The sequence below is a fragment of the Microbacterium sp. 10M-3C3 genome (assembly GCF_003931875.1).
Lineage (GTDB): Bacteria > Actinomycetota > Actinomycetes > Actinomycetales > Microbacteriaceae > Microbacterium.
The window spans coordinates 2,224,957-2,243,014 of the sequence record NZ_CP034245.1 but is presented as its reverse complement, the minus strand read 5'-3'; the positions used below and the strand labels follow the sequence as shown (position 1 = coordinate 2,243,014).

17 protein-coding genes are annotated in these 18,058 nt (G+C 73.1%); 11 read left to right on the top strand and 6 right to left on the bottom strand.

The genetic code is table 11. The annotated features are described in order from the left end of the window. The first annotated feature begins 5 nt into the window (after positions 1-5). Together EI169_RS10885 and EI169_RS10880 are read left to right on the top strand one after the other, a co-directional pair. Positions 6-1,640: a cellulase family glycosylhydrolase gene (locus EI169_RS10885; protein ID WP_346427087.1), complete on the top strand. Its 1,635-nt coding sequence runs from the start codon at positions 6-8 to the stop codon at positions 1,638-1,640. 52 nt (positions 1,641-1,692) lie between these two features. Continuing rightward, complete coding sequence (locus tag EI169_RS10880; RefSeq protein ID WP_125132347.1) at positions 1,693-2,400, top strand: NAD(P)H-hydrate epimerase; 708 nt, start codon at positions 1,693-1,695, stop codon at positions 2,398-2,400. Here EI169_RS10880 and EI169_RS10875 read toward each other — a convergent pair. Next, the gene (locus tag EI169_RS10875) at positions 2,388-3,122 is read right to left on the bottom strand and encodes a glutamine amidotransferase (protein WP_125132346.1); all 735 of its coding nucleotides are present in this window, start codon (positions 3,120-3,122) and stop codon (positions 2,388-2,390) included. The two genes, EI169_RS10880 and EI169_RS10875, sit on opposite strands and share 13 nt — an antisense overlap. 34 nt (positions 3,123-3,156) lie before the next feature. After that, the gene (gene glgP / locus EI169_RS10870) at positions 3,157-5,700 is read right to left on the bottom strand and encodes an alpha-glucan family phosphorylase (protein WP_125132345.1); all 2,544 of its coding nucleotides are present in this window, start codon (positions 5,698-5,700) and stop codon (positions 3,157-3,159) included. Between the two features lie 67 nt (positions 5,701-5,767). Here glgP and EI169_RS10865 point away from each other — a divergent pair, with 67 nt between their 5' ends. Continuing rightward, on the top strand, positions 5,768-5,995 hold the full coding sequence (locus EI169_RS10865; protein ID WP_125132344.1) for a response regulator: 228 nt from the start codon (positions 5,768-5,770) through the stop codon (positions 5,993-5,995). Further along, the gene (locus EI169_RS10860) at positions 5,992-6,630 is read left to right on the top strand and encodes a CYTH domain-containing protein (RefSeq protein ID WP_125132343.1); all 639 of its coding nucleotides are present in this window, start codon (positions 5,992-5,994) and stop codon (positions 6,628-6,630) included. The genes EI169_RS10865 and EI169_RS10860 overlap by 4 nt, the downstream gene beginning before the upstream one ends. Positions 6,631-6,690: 60 nt before the next feature. Here EI169_RS10860 and lpdA read toward each other — a convergent pair whose 3' ends face one another. Together lpdA and EI169_RS10850 are read right to left on the bottom strand one after the other, a co-directional pair. Then, positions 6,691-8,088 (bottom strand): dihydrolipoyl dehydrogenase, encoded by a 1,398-nt coding sequence (lpdA, locus tag EI169_RS10855; protein ID WP_125132342.1) that lies wholly within the window; start codon positions 8,086-8,088, stop codon positions 6,691-6,693. A gap of 10 nt (positions 8,089-8,098) precedes the next feature. Then, a complete protein-coding gene (locus tag EI169_RS10850) occupies positions 8,099-8,728 on the bottom strand; it encodes a copper resistance CopC family protein (RefSeq protein ID WP_164515487.1) in 630 nt (209 codons plus the stop codon). Positions 8,729-8,848: 120 nt separating this feature from the next. Between EI169_RS10850 and EI169_RS10845 the strand changes: the two genes are divergently transcribed. Beyond that, positions 8,849-9,226 carry a hypothetical protein gene (locus EI169_RS10845; protein WP_240640411.1) on the top strand — a complete coding sequence of 126 codons (378 nt, stop codon included), beginning with the start codon at positions 8,849-8,851 and terminating at the stop codon, positions 9,224-9,226. A gap of 15 nt (positions 9,227-9,241) precedes the next feature. Here the strand turns inward: EI169_RS10845 and EI169_RS10840 are convergent, their stop codons facing one another. Next, positions 9,242-9,484, bottom strand: a complete 243-nt coding sequence (locus EI169_RS10840) for a hypothetical protein (RefSeq protein WP_125132340.1) — start codon at positions 9,482-9,484, stop codon at positions 9,242-9,244. 194 nt (positions 9,485-9,678) lie between these two features. On the opposite strand from EI169_RS10840, the gene EI169_RS10835 reads away from it, so the two are divergent. From EI169_RS10835 to EI169_RS10825, 3 genes are all read left to right on the top strand, one after another. Continuing rightward, positions 9,679-10,176: an FHA domain-containing protein gene (locus EI169_RS10835; protein WP_125132339.1), complete on the top strand. Its 498-nt coding sequence runs from the start codon at positions 9,679-9,681 to the stop codon at positions 10,174-10,176. Beyond that, on the top strand, positions 10,176-10,862 hold the full coding sequence (locus EI169_RS10830) for a MerR family transcriptional regulator (RefSeq protein WP_125132338.1): 687 nt from the start codon (positions 10,176-10,178) through the stop codon (positions 10,860-10,862). Before EI169_RS10835 ends, EI169_RS10830 begins: the two co-directional genes overlap by 1 nt. A 107-nt stretch (positions 10,863-10,969) precedes the next feature. Further along, positions 10,970-11,515: a MerR family transcriptional regulator gene (locus EI169_RS10825; RefSeq protein WP_125132337.1), complete on the top strand. Its 546-nt coding sequence runs from the start codon at positions 10,970-10,972 to the stop codon at positions 11,513-11,515. Positions 11,516-11,541: 26 nt separating this feature from the next. On the opposite strand, the gene EI169_RS10820 is transcribed toward EI169_RS10825, so the two are convergent. Next, on the bottom strand, positions 11,542-12,354 hold the full coding sequence (locus EI169_RS10820) for a ParA family protein (RefSeq protein ID WP_125132336.1): 813 nt from the start codon (positions 12,352-12,354) through the stop codon (positions 11,542-11,544). Between the two features lie 64 nt (positions 12,355-12,418). Between EI169_RS10820 and EI169_RS10815 the strand changes: the two genes are divergently transcribed. Genes EI169_RS10815 through EI169_RS10805 form a run of 3 tightly spaced genes read left to right on the top strand, consistent with a single transcriptional unit; the run spans position 12,419 to position 18,043 of the window. Next, the gene (locus EI169_RS10815; protein ID WP_125132335.1) at positions 12,419-15,826 is read left to right on the top strand and encodes a pyruvate carboxylase; all 3,408 of its coding nucleotides are present in this window, start codon (positions 12,419-12,421) and stop codon (positions 15,824-15,826) included. Between the two features lie 46 nt (positions 15,827-15,872). Continuing rightward, complete coding sequence (locus EI169_RS10810; protein WP_125132334.1) at positions 15,873-17,549, top strand: MinD/ParA family protein; 1,677 nt, start codon at positions 15,873-15,875, stop codon at positions 17,547-17,549. 2 nt (positions 17,550-17,551) lie between these two features. Then, positions 17,552-18,043: a peptide deformylase gene (locus EI169_RS10805; protein WP_125132333.1), complete on the top strand. Its 492-nt coding sequence runs from the start codon at positions 17,552-17,554 to the stop codon at positions 18,041-18,043. Positions 18,044-18,058: the final 15 nt, after the last annotated feature.

Below are 18,058 nucleotides of genomic sequence, written 5' to 3'. Positions count from 1 at the left end.
GCGATGTGCGCGGACGATGGCGGACCCGCGCGACCGCGGCGGCAGCCGCCGTCGCGCTCGCGCTGATGAGCGCCGTCGCGGCGCCCACCGCGACAGCGGCGCCCTCGGGGTGGCTGCACACCTCCGGCGCATCGATCCTCGCCGACGACGGCACGCCGTTCGTCGTGAAGGGCGCCTCGTGGTTCGGCCTCGAGACCTCCAACTGCGCCCCGCACGGGCTGTGGACGATCGCGCTGGACGCGGGCATGGCCCAGATCGCGTCGTTCGGCTTCAACACCCTCCGCGTGCCGTTCTCCAACGAGTGCCTCGCCGCGTCGTCGACCTCCTCGATCGACGCGAACGCGAATCCGGCCCTCGTCGGGAAGACGCCGCTGCAGGTGCTCGACGCCGTGGTCGCGAGCGCGCGGACGCACGGGCTGAAGGTCATCCTCGACCGCCACCGCCCCGATTCCGGCGCCCAGTCCGAGCTCTGGTACACCGACCGCTTCAGCGAGCAGCGGTGGATCGACGACTGGCGCATGCTCGCGACCCGCTACCGCGACGACCCGACGGTCATCGGCGTCGACCTCCACAACGAGCCCCACGGTCCGGCGTGCTGGGGATGCGGCGACGCGACGCGCGACTGGCGGGCGGCCGCCACCCGCGCGGGCAACGCCGTCCTCGCGGTCAATCCGCGGCTGCTCATCATCGTCGAAGGCGTCGAACGTCAGCCGGACGGATCGTCGACCTGGTGGGGCGGCGGGCTCGCGGGCGCGGCGTCGGCCCCCGTGCAGCTGAACGTGCCCGGCCGTCTGGTCTACTCGCCGCACGACTACCCCGCGAGCGTCTACGCGCAGAGCTGGTTCGGCGCGGCGGACTACCCCGCGAACCTGCCCGCGGTGTGGGAGCGCAATTGGGGCTACCTGCAGACGCGCGGCATCGCGCCGGTGCTCCTGGGGGAGTTCGGCACGAAGCTCGAGACGGCTTCCGACCGCCAGTGGCTCGCGACTCTCGTGTCGTACCTGTCGCAGAAGCGCATGGGCTTCATCTACTGGTCGTTCAACCCCAACAGCGGCGACACCGGCGGCCTCGTCGCCGACGACTGGCGCACGCCGCAGTCGGCGAAGCTCGCCGCCCTCGCGCCGCTGCTCGGCGCAGCCGGGCCGGCCGCGTCTCCCTCGCCGACGGCCACGCCGAAGCCGACGACCACGCCGAAGCCGACGACCACGCCGAAGCCGACGGTCACGCCGAAGCCGACGACCTCGCCGACGCCGAAGCCGACCGCGTCGCCGACGGCCACGCCCAAGCCGACCACGTCGCCGTCGGCCACGCCCACGCCGACGACCCCGCCGAGCCCCTCGACGACGGGCGTGCGCGCGCAGTGGATGCTGCAGAGCGCCTGGGGCGCGGGCTACGTGGCCGAACTGTCCGTCACCGCGGACCGCGCCGTGCGCGGCTGGACGGTGTCGTGGGCGTCGCCGGGCGCCACCGGCATCGTCAACGCGTGGGGCATGGACTGCCGTCTCGCGGCCGGGGTCATCACGTGCACGGGCGCGGGCTGGGCAGGGCCGCTCGCAGCGGGTCAAGCCGTGCGCGTGGGAGTGCAGGTCGACGCGCCGTCCGCGCCGAGCGCCCCGGTCCTGCGGGTTACCGCCTCCTAGCCTGCGCGGCAACCCCGCCTCCGGCGCGGTCGGCGCGGAGTAGCGTGACGGCATGAGCGAGTCGGCGCTGACATCGGCCTACACCGCGGCGGCCGTGCGCGCGGCCGAGGCTCCGCTCCTCGCGGTCGGAGAGCCGCTCATGCGTCGGGCGGCGACGGCTCTCGCCGACATCGCGCGCGAGGAGACGAGCGCGGCGGGCTCGGTGCTCGTGCTCGCCGGGGCCGGCGACAACGGCGGTGACGCCCTCTTCGCGGCGGCGTCCCTCGCCGACGACGGGCGGTCCGTCGAGATCGTCCTGACGTCCGACCGCGTCCACCGTGCGGCGCTCGCCGAGGCGCTCGGCGCCGGAGCGGTGCTGCGCGACGCTGGCGACGTCTGTCGCGCGCCGGAGGGGTACGCGCTGATCCTCGACGGCATCCTCGGCATCGGTGCATCCGCCGACCCACGGCTGCGCGGCGCCGCGCGGGCGGTGGTGGAGGCCCTGCGCGATGCCGACGGCACCGGTCGCCGTGTGATCGCCGTCGATCTGCCGAGCGGCCTGCACCCCGACGACGGCGCCGCCGACGACGTCGTGCTCCGTGCCGACGTCACCGTCACGTTCGGCGCGGTCAAGGCCGGTCTCGTCCGGGGTCGCGGCCCGGAGCTCGCGGGTGACGTGCGCCTGGTCGACCTGGGCCTGGGTCCCGCGCTCGCGCGAGCGCGCCCTGCGGTCACCGGACCCGTGCCGGTCGCGCGCGTGTCGCGCGCTCAGCGCGCGTAGCGGTCGACGAAGTTCCGGAGGATCCGCGCCGGCTCGGTCACGGGCGCGCGCCGCACCGCCGCGAGGGTGAGGTCGCGCTCGTCGGGGGCGAAGTATCCGAATCCCGCGTACGCGTGGATGCGGGTGGTGATGCCGTCCACGTCGAGCTCGGGGTGGAACTGCGTCGCGTACACGTTGGACCCGACGCGGAACATCTGCACGGGGCACGCCGGCGAGGACGCGAGCAGCACCGCGGTCTGCGGCAGAGCGGTCACCGCCTCCTTGTGGCCGACGAACGCCTCGAAGCTCTCCGGCATCCCGGCGAGCAGGGGATCGACGCGGCCCGCTGCCGTCGTGCTCACCGGCACGACGCTGATCGGCTCGGCGTACGTGCCGTCGATCCGGGCGCCGATGTGCGTTCCGAGCGTGCCGACGCCGTAGCACGCTCCGAGGAAGGGGAAGTCCTCGGCCACGACGCGATCCAGCACCGCCGCGAACTCCGCCTCGACGCGCCGCTGCACGTCCGACTTGCGCTCCGGCGGGTCCGACGCGTTGAAGGGGCTGCCGCCCACGAGGATGCCCGAGATGTCGTCGAAACGCAGGTCGGGCATCGGCTCGGACTCGAGCCGCACCCGCCGCAGCTCGTGGGGCTCGAGCCCGCTGAACCGCAGGAACAGCGCGTACTCCTCGTCGGCGGGCGCGCTCTCCGCGCGTGTCGCGAGCAGCACGAACGGCCGCGTCACGGCACGTCCATGCTCCGACGCGCTCACGGCGCGATCACGACGCGAACGTCACGAGGCCGAGCTCGACGGGGGAGACGAGGTGCGGATGCTGCGGCACGGCGCGCACCGCGACTCCGAAGGGGCCCGTCAGGGCGAGCGACAGCTCGCCCTCGAACACCGTGGCTCCGTCCTCCTCGCCCGTCGGGGCGAGCGCCTGCACGGTGCGGTCGTCGACGATCTCGCCGTCGGAGTCCGCGCGTCCGGACACGATCTGCACAGCGACGTCGTCGGCGGCGAGGCCCCCCAGCTGCACGTGCGCGCGCACGTGCACGAGCTCGCCCGCGCGGGCCTGGTCGGGCACGCCGGTGACGTCGACGCTCACGACGTGCACGCCTGGCCACGCCGCGCGCACGCGGGCGACGAAGGCGGCGAGGTCGCGGGCTGCGGCGTGGTCCGCATCCGCCAGCGCGTGGGCGTTCTGGGCCGCGGGGGCGTACAGACGCGTCACGTACTCGCGCACCATCCGGTCGCTCGTGGCCTTGCCGCCGAGCACCGTCATGGTGTGTCGCACGCGATCGAGCCAGCCGACCGGGATGTCGCCCTCGCGGTCGTAGAACGCCGGCACGAGCTGGTGCTCGATGAGGTCGTACAGCGCCGCGGCCTCCAGGTCGTCGCGCTCGGCGTCGCTCGTGGCGGTGTCGGCGGTCGGGATCGCCCAGCCGTTGCGGCCGTCGAACCACTCGTCCCACCAGCCGTCGAGGATCGACAGGTTCAGCGCGCCGTTCAGGGCCGCCTTCATCCCCGACGTGCCCGACGCCTCGAGCGGACGCACGGGCGTGTTCAGCCACACGTCGCATCCGGGGTAGAGCGTCTTCGCGAGGGTGATGTCGTAATCGGGGAGGAACACGATGCGCGCCCGCACCTTGGGGTCGCGGCTGAAGCGCACCAGCTGCTGGATGAGCTGCTTGCCCGAGTCGTCGGCGGGGTGCGACTTGCCGCCGATCACCAGCTGCACCGGGCGCTGCGGATCGGTGAGCAGCCGCGTGAGGCGCCCGGGGTCGCGGAGCATGAGCGTCAGACGCTTGTAGGTCGGGACGCGGCGGGCGAACCCGATCGTGAGGACGTCGGGGTCGAGCACATCGCCTGCCCACGCGCCGGCGGTCGAGCCGGCGGCCGCCAGGCGGCGACGGGCCTCCGACACGAGCTCCTCCTTCATCTGGCGGCGCAGGCCCCACAGCTCGCCGTCCGAGACGGCGTTGGGGTCGCGCCAGTCGTGCTCGGTCGTGAGGGCGTCGCCGAAGGCGCGCTCGCTGAGCGACTTGAGCGCGGGGTGCACCCACGTCGGGGCGTGCACGCCGTTGGTGATCGACGTGATGGGAACCTCGTCGGTGTCGACGCCCGGCCACAGCGGGCCGAACATCGTGCGGCTGACCTCGCCGTGCAGGAGCGAGACGCCGTTCGCGTGCTGCCCGAGGTGAAGCCCGAGGACCGCCATGTTGAACACGCTCGCGTCGCCGCCGGGGTACGACTCCACGCCCAGCTCGAGGGCGCGCGCCGGGTCGAGCCCCGGGAACAGGTCGGCGGCGAGGTAGTCGGCGACGAGCTGGCGGGGGAAGCGGTCGATGCCCGCGGGCACCGGCGTGTGCGTGGTGAACACGGTCGAGGCGCGCACCTGCGCGAGCGCCTCGTCGAACGAGAGGGCGTCGCCCGTGATGAGCTCCGACATGCGCTCGAGGCCCTGGAACCCGGCGTGGCCCTCGTTGGTGTGGTACACGTCCGGCGCGACGCGGCCGGTGACGCGGCACCACGCGCGGAGCGCCCGGACGCCGCCGACGCCGAGAAGGAGCTCCTGGAGGAGCCGGTGCTCGCCGCCGCCGCCGTACAGCCGGTCGGTGACGCGGCGCAGGTCCTCGCTGTTCGACGGTGTCTCGGAGTCGAGCAGCAGCAGGGGGATGCGCCCGATGTCGGCGATCCAGACACGCGCGAAGAGCGTGCGGCCGGCCGTGACGGTGAGGGCGACCTCGACCGGCGTGCCGTCGGACTCGCGCAGCAGGGTGAGGCCGAGCCCGTACGGGTCGAGCACGGGGTAGCTCTCGCGCTGCCACCCGTCGTCGCCGATGGACTGGCGGAAGTAGCCGGCGCGGTAGAACAGGCCGACGCCCGTGAGCGGAACACCGAGGTCGGACGCGCTCTTGAGGTGGTCGCCGGCGAGGATGCCGAGGCCGCCGGAGTACTGCGGCAGCGACCCGTCCACGCCGAACTCGGGGGAGAAGTACGCGATGTGCTGGGGCGTGGGCTCCTCGAGCCGCTGGAACCAGCGCTCGCCGGTGAGATACGCCTCGAGGCGCGCGTCCTCGTCCCGCACGCGCGCGACGAAGTCCTCGTCCCGGGCGAGCTCGTCCAGCCGCGACTGCCCGAGCGCGCCCAGCATGCGCGACGGGTTCTCACCGACCGCCACCCACGTGTCGGGGTCCATCGCGGCGAACAGCGCGTGCGTCGCGCGGCTCCACGACCAGCGCCAGTTCGACGCGAGCCGGTCCAGCGGCGCGAGCGAGGGGGCGAGTACGGGTCGGACGGTGAACGTTCGCAGGGCCTTCACGCACGCGAGTCTAGGTGACACGGACGCGGTCGCCGAGCGCGGGTCGGGGCGGCGATACGCTGTCGCCATGGCTATCGCACGACTGACCGGCGGCCCCCTGGACGGCCAGGTCATCCCGCTCGAAGACGACACCGACGACTCGCTGATCGTCCCCTACGGCGAGGGGCAGCTCGTCTACCGTCGCTCCGGAGACGCCGAGAACACCGGCGATGACGACGGGCCCACGCAGGTCACCTTCGTCTTCGGCGAGGAGACCGAGGACATCAACCCGAACGAGGACGGGCGCTTGGAGTGAGCGCGGCCGACGCGCAGCCCCACCGCTCGCTCGAGGTCGAGCGGAAGTACGACGCCGACGACGCTCACGCCCTTCCCGACTGGTCGAGCCTGCCCGGCGTCGCCGCGGTGGGGGAGGCGGAGCTGCGCGAGCTCGACGCGCGCTACATCGACACCCCCGACGCGACGCTCGCCCGCGCCGGCGTCGCGGTGCGTCGCCGCACGGGCGGCCCCGACGCCGGCTGGCACGTGAAGGTCTCGGCCGCGGGGGGGCGCCACGAATGGGGGTGGCCGCTGGGTCCCGAGCCCGAGGGAGACCCGGTCGCACCGGATGCGGTGGTCGCCGCCGTCGCGCGCTGGGCGTCGCCGCCGTTCACCCCGCTCGCGCGCGTGCGCAACACGCGGACCGCGTACGCCCTCACCGGCCCCGACGGCGGTCTCGTCGCGGAGTTCGTCGACGACCGCGTCCGCGCGCGCGACGAGCGCAGCGGACGCGAGAGCGCGTGGCGGGAGTGGGAGGTCGAGCTCGGCCCCGCCGCGCCCGCCGACGCCGAGGGCGTGGCCGCGCTGTTCGCCGCGGTCGACGCGGCCGTCGCGGCCGCCGGCGGCCGGCCCGCCGCATCCGACTCGAAGCTCGGCCGCGCGCTCGGCGCCTGACCGACACGCGAAACGGCGCCGCCCCCGAGGGAGCGGCGCCGTTTCGCGTCGGGCGGGTGATCAGATGTTGATCATGTGGCCGGTCAGGCCGTGGAACGCCTCCTGCAGCGCCTCCGACAGCGTCGGGTGGGTGTGCACGTTGCGGGCGAGCTCGAGCGCCGTCAGGTCCCACTTCTGCGCGAGGGTCAGCTCGGGCAGCAGCTCCGACACGTCGGGGCCGATCATGTGGCCGCCGAGCAACTCGAGGTGCTCACCATCGGCGATCAGCTTGACGAAGCCGACCGGCTCGCCGAGGCCGTTGGCCTTGCCGTTCGCGGAGAAGGGGAACTTCGCGACCTTGACGTCGTAGCCGGCGTCGCGGGCCTGCTGCTCGGTGAGACCGAACGAGGCGACCTGCGGCGAGCAGAACGTCGCGCGCGGCATCATCCGGTAGTCGCCCAGGGTCATCGTCTCGGCCTTGCCGATCGTCTCGGCGGCCACGACGCCCTGCGCCTCGGCGACGTGGGCGAGCTGGAGCTTCGCGGTGACGTCGCCGATCGCGTAGATGTGCGGCACGTTCGTGCGCATATTGTCGTCGATCGCGATCGCACCGCGCTCGGTGAGCTTCACGCCGGTGCTCTCGAGGCCGAAGCCCTCGACGCGCGGCGCGAAGCCGATAGACATGAGCACGCGGTCGGCCTCGATCGAGCCGGCGGTGCCGTCCTTCGCGGTGTAGGTGACGGTGACCTTGTCGCCGGAGTCCTGCACGGACTCGACCTTCGTGGAGGTGAGGATCTCGACGCCGTACTTCTTGTACTGGCGCTGGATCTCCTTCGAGACCTCGACGTCCTCGTTGGGGAGGGCGCGGTCGAGGAACTCGATGATCGTGACCTTCACGCCGTAGTTCGTCATGACGTAGGCGAACTCCATGCCGATGGCGCCGGCGCCGACGATGACCATCGAGGAGGGCAGCTCGCGGTCGAGGATCTGCTCCTCGTACGTCACGACGTTCTCGCTGAGGGTCACGCCCGGCAGCAGCCGCACGGTGGAGCCGGTCGCGATGATCGCGTTGTCGAAGGTCACGCGCTCGACGGTGCCGTCGTTCTTCGCGACGTCGATCGAGTGGGCGTCCACGAACGTGCCACGGCCGTCGTACTCCGTGATCTTGTTCTTCTTCATCAGGTAGTGGATGCCCTTGACGTGCGTCTCGGCGACCTTGCGGCTGCGCTCCCACGCGGCCCCGAAGTCGAAGTGCACGTCGCCCGAGATGCCGAACAGGTCGGCCTGGGCGTGGAACGTGTGGGCGAGGTCGGCGTTGCGCAGCAGCGCCTTCGAGGGGATGCAGCCCACGTTCAGGCACACACCGCCCCAGTACTTCTCTTCGATGACGGCGACGGAGAGGCCGAGCTGTGCGCTGCGGATGGCCGCGACGTACCCGCCGGGACCCGCGCCGAGGAGGACGACGTCGTAGTGAGGCATGGCTCCCAGCCTATCGTCCGGTGCCGCCCCCGGCGCCCGCCCCCGGGCCTCGCGGGCGGGCCACGAGCACCACGACGACGGCGACCACGACCAGCAGAACCACGCCGCCGATGATCCACGGGAGGGGGGAGGGGGAGTCGGAGCCGGCCGGTGCCGCGTCGGTCGCGGAGGGCGCGGGCGTCGACTGCGTCGTCATCATCGGCTCGGGGGTCGTGGACGGCTCGCCCGAGGGGGTCGGTGCCGCGGCGGCGGGCGCCGTGAAGGCGAACTGGCCCGAGATGGGGTGACCGTCGCTGGAGACCGCGCGCCACTGCACCGTGATGGCGCCCGAGCCCTCTCCGGTGAGGGGCTGGCGGAGGTTCACGCCGTCGACGACCGCGGGGCCGTCGGCAAGGGATGCGCCGGCGGCGTCGGTGACGACGACCTCGTTGCCGCCGTCGCCGAGGAGCTCGGCGTTGGAGGTGAGCGTCACCTCGGCGGGCATCGCGGCCACGGTCGAGCCGTCGGCCGGGTCGGTGGAGACGAGCTGGTCGTGCGCGGTGGCGGGGACGGACACGGCGAGCACGGCGGTGGCGGCGAGGGCCGCGGCGGCCAGGAACGCCGCGAGCGCGCGACGGGAGCGGGAACGGATCGGGGTCACCCGAACGAGCCTAACCGGGGGTTCTCGGCGAGCGGTGGGAGCCCTGGCATGACGGCAGGCGGGCGCACCTGCCCGCCCCGACGAGGGAGGTGCGCGATGGATGCGCGGATGATGGACGCGATGACCGCCGAGATGCGCGACATGCCCGGCATGCCCGCGATGGACGCCGAGGTGGTCCGCGCCTGCCTGGACGCGCTGGCCGCGTGCGAGCAGGCGTGCACGGTGTGCGCGATGGAGCTGATGTCGTGTGCCCCGGCCTGCATGAACTGCGCCGACATGTGCAACACGATGATGCGCGCGATGCTGCGGATGCGCGGCATGACGCCGGCGGCGCTCATGGCGATGCTCGACGCGTGCATCGCGATGTGTCAGGCGTGCGAGGACGAATGCCGCGAGCACGCCGCCGAGAGCGCCGTGTGCGACATGTGCGCCCAGGCGTGCCGCGCGTGCGCCGACGCGTGCATGGCCGTCAAGGACGCGATGATCGCCGCCGCCTGACCGGCGCCGAGGACTTCACGCCACGCGCGCGACGTTGCGGCGGCCGCCGCGGGCGGCCAGCACGCCGTACACGGCGGCGTCGACCTCCTCGACGAGCGCGTCGACCCACGCGGCCGGCGTCGCCGACGCCAGGCGGTCCTGGATGAGGTGCAGGGCATGGCCGCGCGCCGCCGACGTGCACGCCTCGCCGACCGCGCACATGCACGCCCCCCGCGCGGGCACCTCGAGGGGCGGGCGACGGCGGGACGGACTCGACACGGCGGACTCCTTGTCAGTAGGTTCGAAGTCCCGCCAGGCTAGGCCGGGCGACCGGCAGCCGCACCGCGGGCCGACACACGGCGCAACACGCGCACGCACGCCGACACCGGCGTGCGGATCCCGTGTCGGTCGGGCGGTCGGGCGGCTCCGCGCCGAGACGGCCATCGACTAGGGTGGGCGTGGAAGGAGGACTCGTGGACGGAACACGTCGACCGGAGCCGGATGACATCCGGCGGGCAGGCGACGACGCGCGCACGTCGCAGGTGCGCGCGCACGACACGACGCAGACCTTCGGCCACGATGCAGACCTGTCCTTCGTGCCCTTCGGCAGCGAGCTGAGCGAGGCCGAGGTCGAGGCGATCGGAGCCCTTCCGTCCGGCGCCGCGCTGCTCATCGTCCGCTCGGGTCCCACCGCCGGTGCGCGCTACCTCCTCGACACCGACGTGACGACGGTCGGACGCCACCCCGAGGCGGACATCTTCTTCGACGACGTCACGGTCTCGCGCCGCCACGCCGAGATCACCCGCGAGGGCGTGCGGTTCGACATCGTCGACCAGCGCTCCCTCAACGGCACCTACGTCAACGGCGAGCGCGTCGACCGCTCCGAGCTCGTCAACGGCGCCGAGGTGCGGATCGGCAAGTTCCGCCTCAACTTCTTCGTGTCGCCCGCCGACCTGCCCGCCGAAGCCTGATGCCCGCATCCCCCGCCCGCGGTCGTGCCTCGTCCGCGGGCCTGCTGAGCATCGGCCAGGTGCTCGCGCGCCTGACGCCCGAGTTCCCCTCGCTCACCTCCAGCAAGCTCCGCTTCCTCGAGGTGCAGGGCATCGTGTCGCCCACGCGCACCGAGTCGGGGTACCGCAAGTTCTCCGCATCCGACCTTGAGCGACTGCGCCTCGCGCTCACGCTGCAGCGCGACCACTACCTGCCGCTCACCGTCATCCGCGACTACCTCGAAGACGTGGATGCGGGGCGCGACCCCGCGCCGCCGCACACGATCCCCTCGATCGTCCCCGCCGCGCGCCGCTACCGTCGCGACGAGCTGCTGGCGGCGGCCGGCGCCGCGCCGCAGCTGCTCAACGACGCCATCAGCACGGGTGTCATCGTCGGCGCGGAGTCGTACGCCGAGGCGACCGTCAGCCTGCTGCGCGCCCTCGTCGCCCTCGACCGTCACGGCATCGAGCCGCGTCACCTGCGGGCGCTGCGTCAGAGCACGCAGCGCGAGGCGGCGCTCATCGAGTCCGCGCTCACGACCCTGCTGCGCCGCACCGACGCGGCCTCGCGCGGGCGCGCGGGCGAACTCGCGCCCGAGCTCGCGCGGCGCCTGGACGACGTGCGCGCCGTGTTCATGCGTGAGGCCATCGAGCGCATGCTCTCGTGACGCATTCGTGATGCGACGACACGCCGACGCGCCCGGGCGGATGTCGTTGCCCGAGGCCCAGGGCTGATCTAGCGTGGAGATATCGATCCGGTGAGGAGGACCCCGGCATGACTGCTGGCGAAGCTGTCGGCGAACCGCGGTTCGTCTCCGACCTCCTGTTCACCGACGGGCTGCCCGCGATGGACGACGAGGTCGGGTACCGCGGCGCACAGGCCGCCCGCGCCGCCGGCATCACGTACCGGCAGCTGGACTACTGGGCGCGCACCGAGCTGGTCGAGCCGACCGTGCGCGGCGCGAGCGGCTCCGGCTCGCAGCGCCTGTACGGCTTCCGCGACATCCTCGTGCTGAAGCTCGTCAAGCGCCTGCTCGACACCGGCATCTCCCTGCAGCAGATCCGCACCGCCGTCGAGCAGCTGCGGGCCGCGGGCATCCGCGACCTGGCCGGCACGACGCTCATGAGCGACGGAGCCTCGGTCTACCTGTGCACGTCGAACGACGAGGTCATCGACCTCGTCAGCCGCGGACAGGGTGTGTTCGGCATCGCCGTCGGCAAGGTGCTGCGCGAGGTCGAGTCGACGCTCGTCGAGTTCGACCCGACCGCTCCCGACCCGGTCGACGAGCTCGCTGCACGCCGCGCGAAGCGCACCGCCTGACGGCTGCGCGCGGCGGACGCGACGCGTCAGACGCGCGCCGACTCGCCCGGCACCGGGATGCGACCCGTGCGCATGATGCGGTCCAGCAGCGCGTCGAAGTCGGCCGCGAGCTCCTGCGCGGAGTCGCCCGGCCACACGTGCAGCGGCTTGGCCGCGCCCTGCGCCTGCTGCAGCGACGTGCGCTCGGGCAGCTGCGGGTTCAGCACGAGAGGCCCGAACATGTCGCGCAGCTCCTTGATGCGGAACTGGTGCTCGATCGACTGCGGGCGCACGCGGTTCACGACGACGCCCAGCGGCTGGAGGCGGGGGGAGAGACCGCGGCGGATCTCCTCGATCGCACGCAGTGCCCGGTCGGCGGCGGCGACGGAGAACAGGCCGGGCTCGGTGACGACGATGACCCGGTCGCTCGCGGCCCACGCGGTGCGCGTGAGCGCGTTCAGCGACGGCGCGCAGTCGATCAGTACGAGGTCGTAGTCGGCCTCGATCGTGGCGAGGGCCTCCTCGAGCTTCCACACGTCGCGCACGCTGGGGTGCGGACCGTCGAAGTTGATGGCCGACGGGCTGCCGATGAGCACGTCGATCGTGCCGGGGTGCACCTTGGCCCAGCCGCTGGAGGTGATGGCCTGACGCACGACCTTCTCACGCGGATTGGCCAGCACGTCGGCGATGTTCAGGCGCCCGGCGACCTGGATGTCCATGCCCGTGGACACATCGGACTGCGGGTCGAGATCGACCACCAGGGTGCGCACGCCCCGGGCGAAGGCGGCGGATGCCAGCCCGAGCGTGACGGTCGTCTTGCCGACGCCGCCCTTGAGGGAGCTCACCGAGAGTACGTGCACGGAGGTCTACGTTACCGTCCCCTAGGCTGAGAGCACACTCAGCCCGACGCCTGCGAGGTCGCGCATGTTCCGCAAGATCCTGGTCGCCAACCGCGGTGAGATCGCCATCCGAGCCTTCCGCGCCGCGTACGAGGTGGGAGCGCGCACGGTCGCGGTCTACCCGTACGAGGACCGCTTCTCGCTTCACCGGCTCAAAGCCGACGAGGCATACCAGATCGGCGAGCGCGGCCACCCCGTGCGCGCGTACCTCGACGTGGACGAGATCATCCGCGTGGCGCGGGAGTCCGGCGCCGACGCCATCTACCCCGGATACGGCTTCCTGTCCGAGAACCCCGAGCTGGCCGAGCGCGCCTCCGCGCACGGCATCGCGTTCATCGGCCCGCCCGCCGAGGTGCTCGAGATGGCCGGCAACAAGGTCGCCGCGAAGGAGCGCGCCGTCTCAGCCGGCGTCCCGGTGCTGCGCTCGACCGCCGCATCCGACGACATCGACGCGCTCGTCGCGCAGGCCGAGGAGATCGGCTTCCCCCTCTTCGCGAAGGCCGTCGCCGGCGGCGGCGGGCGCGGGATGCGGCGCGTCGAGTCGGCGGCCGAGCTCGCCCCGGCGCTCGCCGAGGCGATGCGGGAGGCGCAGGGCGCGTTCGGCGACCCGCGCATGTTCCTCGAGCAGGCCGTGCAGCGCCCGCGTCACATCGAGGTGCAGATCCTCGCCGACACCGCGGGCGAGACCGTGCACCTGTTCGAGCGCGACTGCTCGGTGCAACGCCGCCACCAGAAGGTCATCGAGATCGCCCCGGCGCCCAACCTCGACGACGACGTCCGCGACGCGCTGCACCGGTACGCCGTGGCGTTCGCCCGCTCGATCGGGTACGTCAACGCCGGCACGGTGGAGTTCCTCCTGGAGACGGCGGGCCCGCGTGCGGGCGAGGTCGTGTTCATCGAGATGAACCCGCGCATCCAGGTCGAGCACACGGTCACCGAGGAGGTCACCGACGTCGACCTGGTGCAGTCGCAGATGCGCATCGCCGCGGGGGAGACTCTCGCCGACCTCGCCCTGACGCAGGGGGAGATCCGGCTGCGCGGTGCCGCCCTCCAGTGCCGCATCACGACGGAGGACCCCACGCAGGGCTTCCGCCCCGACACCGGCAAGATCACGACGTACCGCTCGCCCGGCGGCGCCGGCATCCGCCTGGACGGCGGCACGACGGCCGCCGGCTCGCAGGTCAGCCCGCACTTCGACTCGATGCTCGCGAAGCTCACGTGCCGTGGCAGGGACTTCCCGGCCGCGGTCGCGCGCGCCCGCCGCGCGCTCGCGGAGTTCCGCATCCGCGGCGTATCGACGAACATCCCCTTCCTCCAGGCGGTGCTGGACGATCCCGCATTCGTGGTCGGCGACCTGAGCACGTCCTTCATCGAGGAGCGTCCGGAGATGCTGCGGGGCCGCGAATCCAAGGACCGCGGCACGAAGGTGCTGTCGTGGCTCGTGGACACCACGGTCAACAAGCCGCACGGCGAGCGGCCCGGCCGCGTGGAGCCGCGCCTCAAGCTCCCCGCCGTCGACGTCGTCTCACCCGCGCCGGCGGGCTCGCGTCAGCGTCTCGAGGAGCTCGGACCCGAGGGGTTCGCGCGGGCCCTGCGCGCGCAGACCGCGCTCGCGGTGACCGAGACGACCTTCCGCGACGCGCACCAGTCGCTGCTGGCCACGCGCGTGCGCACGAAGGACCTCGTGACCGTCGCGCCCTACGTCGCCCGGCTCACGCCGCAGCTGCTGTCGGTCGAGGCGTGGGGCGGTGCCACCTACGACGTTGCGCTGCGCTTCCTGGCCGAGGACCCGTGGGAGCGGCTGGACGCGCTGCGCACGGCGATGCCGAACATCGCGATCCAGATGCTGCTGCGCGGGCGCAACACGGTCGGCTACACGCCCTACCCGACCGAGGTCACCGACGCGTTCGTCGCCGAGGCCTCCGACGCCGGCGTCGACATCTTCCGCATCTTCGACGCCCTCAACGACGTCGCCCAGATGCGCCCCGCGATCGACGCGGTACGCGCGACGGGCCGCTCGATCGCGGAGGTCGCGGTCTGCTACACCGGCGATCTGCTCGACCCGGGCGAAGACCTCTACACCCTCGACTACTACGTGCGCCTCGCCGAGCAGATCGTCGAGGCCGGCGCGCACGTGCTCGCGATCAAGGACATGGCCGGGCTGCTGCGCCCCGCGGCGGCGGCCCGGCTCGTCACCGCGCTCCGCGAGCGCTTCGACCTCCCCGTGCACGTGCACACGCACGACACCGCGGGCGGGCAGCTCGCGACGCTGCTCGCGGCGTCGGCGGCGGGGGCGGATGCGGTGGACGCCGCCGCAGCGCCGATGTCGGGCACGACGAGCCAGCCGTCGCTGTCGGCGCTCGTCGCCGCCCTCGCCCACACCGAGCGCGACACCGGCCTCGACCTCGCCGCCGTGTCCGACCTCGAGCCCTACTGGGAGGCGGTGCGCCACCTGTACCGGCCGTTCGAGTCGGGACTGCCCGGCCCCACCGGCCGTGTCTACCACCACGAGATCCCCGGCGGCCAGCTGTCGAACCTGCGCCAGCAGGCGATCGCGCTGGGCCTCGCGGAGGACTTCGAGCTCATCGAGGACATGTACGCCGCGGCCAACGAGATCCTCGGCCGCGTGCCCAAGGTGACGCCGTCGTCGAAGGTGGTGGGCGATCTCGCCCTGCACCTCGCCGCCGTCAAGGCCGACCCGGCCGATTTCGCCGCGCACCCCGAGAAGTACGACGTGCCCGACTCGGTCGTGTCGTTCATGGCCGGCGAGCTCGGCGACCTGCCGGGCGGCTGGCCCGAGCCCTTCCGCTCCCGCGTCCTCGCGGGGCGCGAGGTGAAGACGGGGCTCACGCCGCTCACCGACGCGGATGGCGCGGCTCTCGCGGGCACGTCGGCGCAGCGCCGCGCGCGCCTGAACCGCCTGCTCTTCCCGGGACCCACGCGCGACTTCGAGCAGGCGCGGGAGACGTACGGCGACCTGAGCGTGCTCGACACGTCGGACTACCTCTACGGCCTCGTGCCCGGCGGTGAGCACGTGGTCGAGATCGAGAAGGGCGTGCAGCTCTACGTCGGCCTCGAGGCGGTCGGCGATGCCGACGAGAAGGGCATGCGCACCGTCATGACGACGCTCAACGGGCAGCTGCGCCCGGTGTTCGTGCGCGACCGCTCGATCGCCGTTCAGACCGCCAGCGCTGAACGCGCCGACACGTCCCGCCCCGGTCAGGTCGCGGCGCCGTTCTCGGGTGCCGTGACGATCAAGACCGCCGTCGGCGACGCCGTCACCGCCGGGCAGCCGGTCGCCTCGATCGAGGCGATGAAGATGGAGGCCGCGATCACGGCTCCCGTCGACGGCGTCGTCGAGCGGATCGCGATCGCCCCGACGCAGCAGGTGGAGGCGGGCGACCTTTTGGTCGTCATCCGCCCCGCCCCGTAGTCTGGCGGAAGGGGCCCCGCGCGCCCGACCCGTTTGGAGACCTGCAGTGACGCCCGATCGACACGACGAGAATTCCGACGAACCGGCCGAGCACGGCCTGCTCGCCGACACCACGAACGTCGACACCGCCGGGATCGGCATCCTCGGGGCACGGACGGCGCGTGTCGAGCTGCACCTGCCGGCGAACGACGACGAGGATCTCGCCGAGGACGAGGTCGTCGACGACGTGCCCCTCGAGGAGGTCGCCACGGGGGACATCATCCTCGAGGAGGCGGCGCCCCCCGACGACGAGCCCGAGCCCGAGCCCGGGGCCGAGGCCGACGTGCACGACGCGGACGTCGTCGACGACGCCGCCGAGGACGCCGGCGACAACCGGCCGGAGAGCACGGACGAGGACGGCGCGGGTGCGGCGACGATCCACGCCGGCGCGCCCGGAGCCGGGTCCGACGCGACCGGCGACGGCGCCGAGCCTGCTGCCGCGGAGGCCGACGCGCCCGACAGCGCTCCGGACGAGCCGGACGAGGCCGAAGGCGAGGACGCGCCGGCCGATCAGCAGGCCGCCGCATCCGAAGCGCCGACGACCCCGCCCGCCCCGGTGAGCACGCCGATCGGCGAGCCCGTGCCGCTCACGGGCGCGGTGCCCACGACCCGTCGCGAGGCGCACAGCGCCGAAGCGCACGCGCGCGTCGAGCGCGCCCATGCCGTCGAGCGCGTGCACCCGCCGCAGCACGACGTCGACCTCACGTCGAAGCGCCTCGGCGAGTTCGAGCCGAACCGCGAGACCCCCGACCTGCTCACCGCCGACCGGCTCCTCGACCGCGGGCAGCTCAGCGGCGCCGAGCCCGAGGGCGTGTGGCAGCAGCTGGTGTACTCGCTCAGCCGCCACCGCATCAACCTCGGCGACAGCAAGAAGGTCCGCGCCCGCAAGGCGCTGGACCGTCGCATCGCCGGCCCGCTTCCGGGCGGGGCGCGCTTCGTCCCCGTCCTCTCGCGCAAGGGCGGAGTCGGCAAGACCACCGTCACGACGCTCCTGGGCATGGCGCTCGCGTCGGCGCGCGACGACCGCGTCATCGCGATCGACGCGAATCCGGACCGCGGCACGCTCGCCGACCGCATCGGCCGCACCGGCGGCCGGACCGTCCGCGACCTCGCGCGGGTCGGCGCGGAGGTGACGGGGTTCAACGACATCTCCACGATCGTCGCCCGCGACGAGACGCGCCTGGACGTGCTCGCGTCGGATGCCGACCCGCGGGTGTCGGAGGCCTTCAGCGACCGCGACTACCAGGATGTCGCCGCGCTGGCGGCGCACTACTACTCGCTCGTCCTCACCGACACCGGCACCGGCATCGTGCACTCCGTCATGGGGGCGACCCTCGAGATGGCCGACCAGATCGTCGTGGTCGCCGGACTCAGCATCGACGAGGCGCGGCTCGCGTCCGAGACGCTCACGTGGCTCGAGACCAACGGCTATGCCGACCAGGTCCGTCGCGCAGTCGTCGTCCTGAACAACGCCCGTCCCGGGTCGCCGCTCGTCCGCCAGTCCGAGCTCGAGACGCACTTCGGCACGCGCGTGCGCTCGGTCGTCCGCGTGCCCTACGACCCGCTCATCGGCAGCGGCGGTGCGATCTCCTTCCGCGACCTGCAGCCGGCGACCCGCGAAGCCGCGCGCCAGCTGGCCGCCGCCGTCGTCGAGGGCCTGCGCGCGGGCGTCGCGGCGGCCTGACGATGGCGGTCCGCAGCATCCGCCTGTTCGGCGACCCCGTCCTCCGGGCGGCGAGTGCTCCCATCGACGCCATCGACGACGGGGTGCGCGCCCTCGTGCGCGACCTCCTCGATACCGTCGAGCCGCCCGGCCGCGCCGGCGTCGCGGCGCCGCAGATCGGGGTCGGCCTGCGCGCGTTCAGCTACAACGTCGACGGCACGATCGGCTACATCCTGAACCCCGTGCTCGTCGAGACCGCCGGCGACCCGGTGCCCACGGGTGAGGGGTGCCTGTCGATCCCGGGCGTGTGGCACGATGCCCTCCGGCACCCGTACGCGAAGGTCACCGGCATCGACCTCGACGGCCGCGAGCTCGTCCTGGAGGGGGAGGGCCTCATGGCGCAGGCCCTCCAGCACGAGACGGACCACCTCGACGGGATGCTGTTCGTCCAGCGCCTCCCCGCCGACGTGCGCCGTCAGGCGATGCGCGAGATCCGCGAGAGCAGCTGGTTCTGAGCCGCGTCGAAGCGC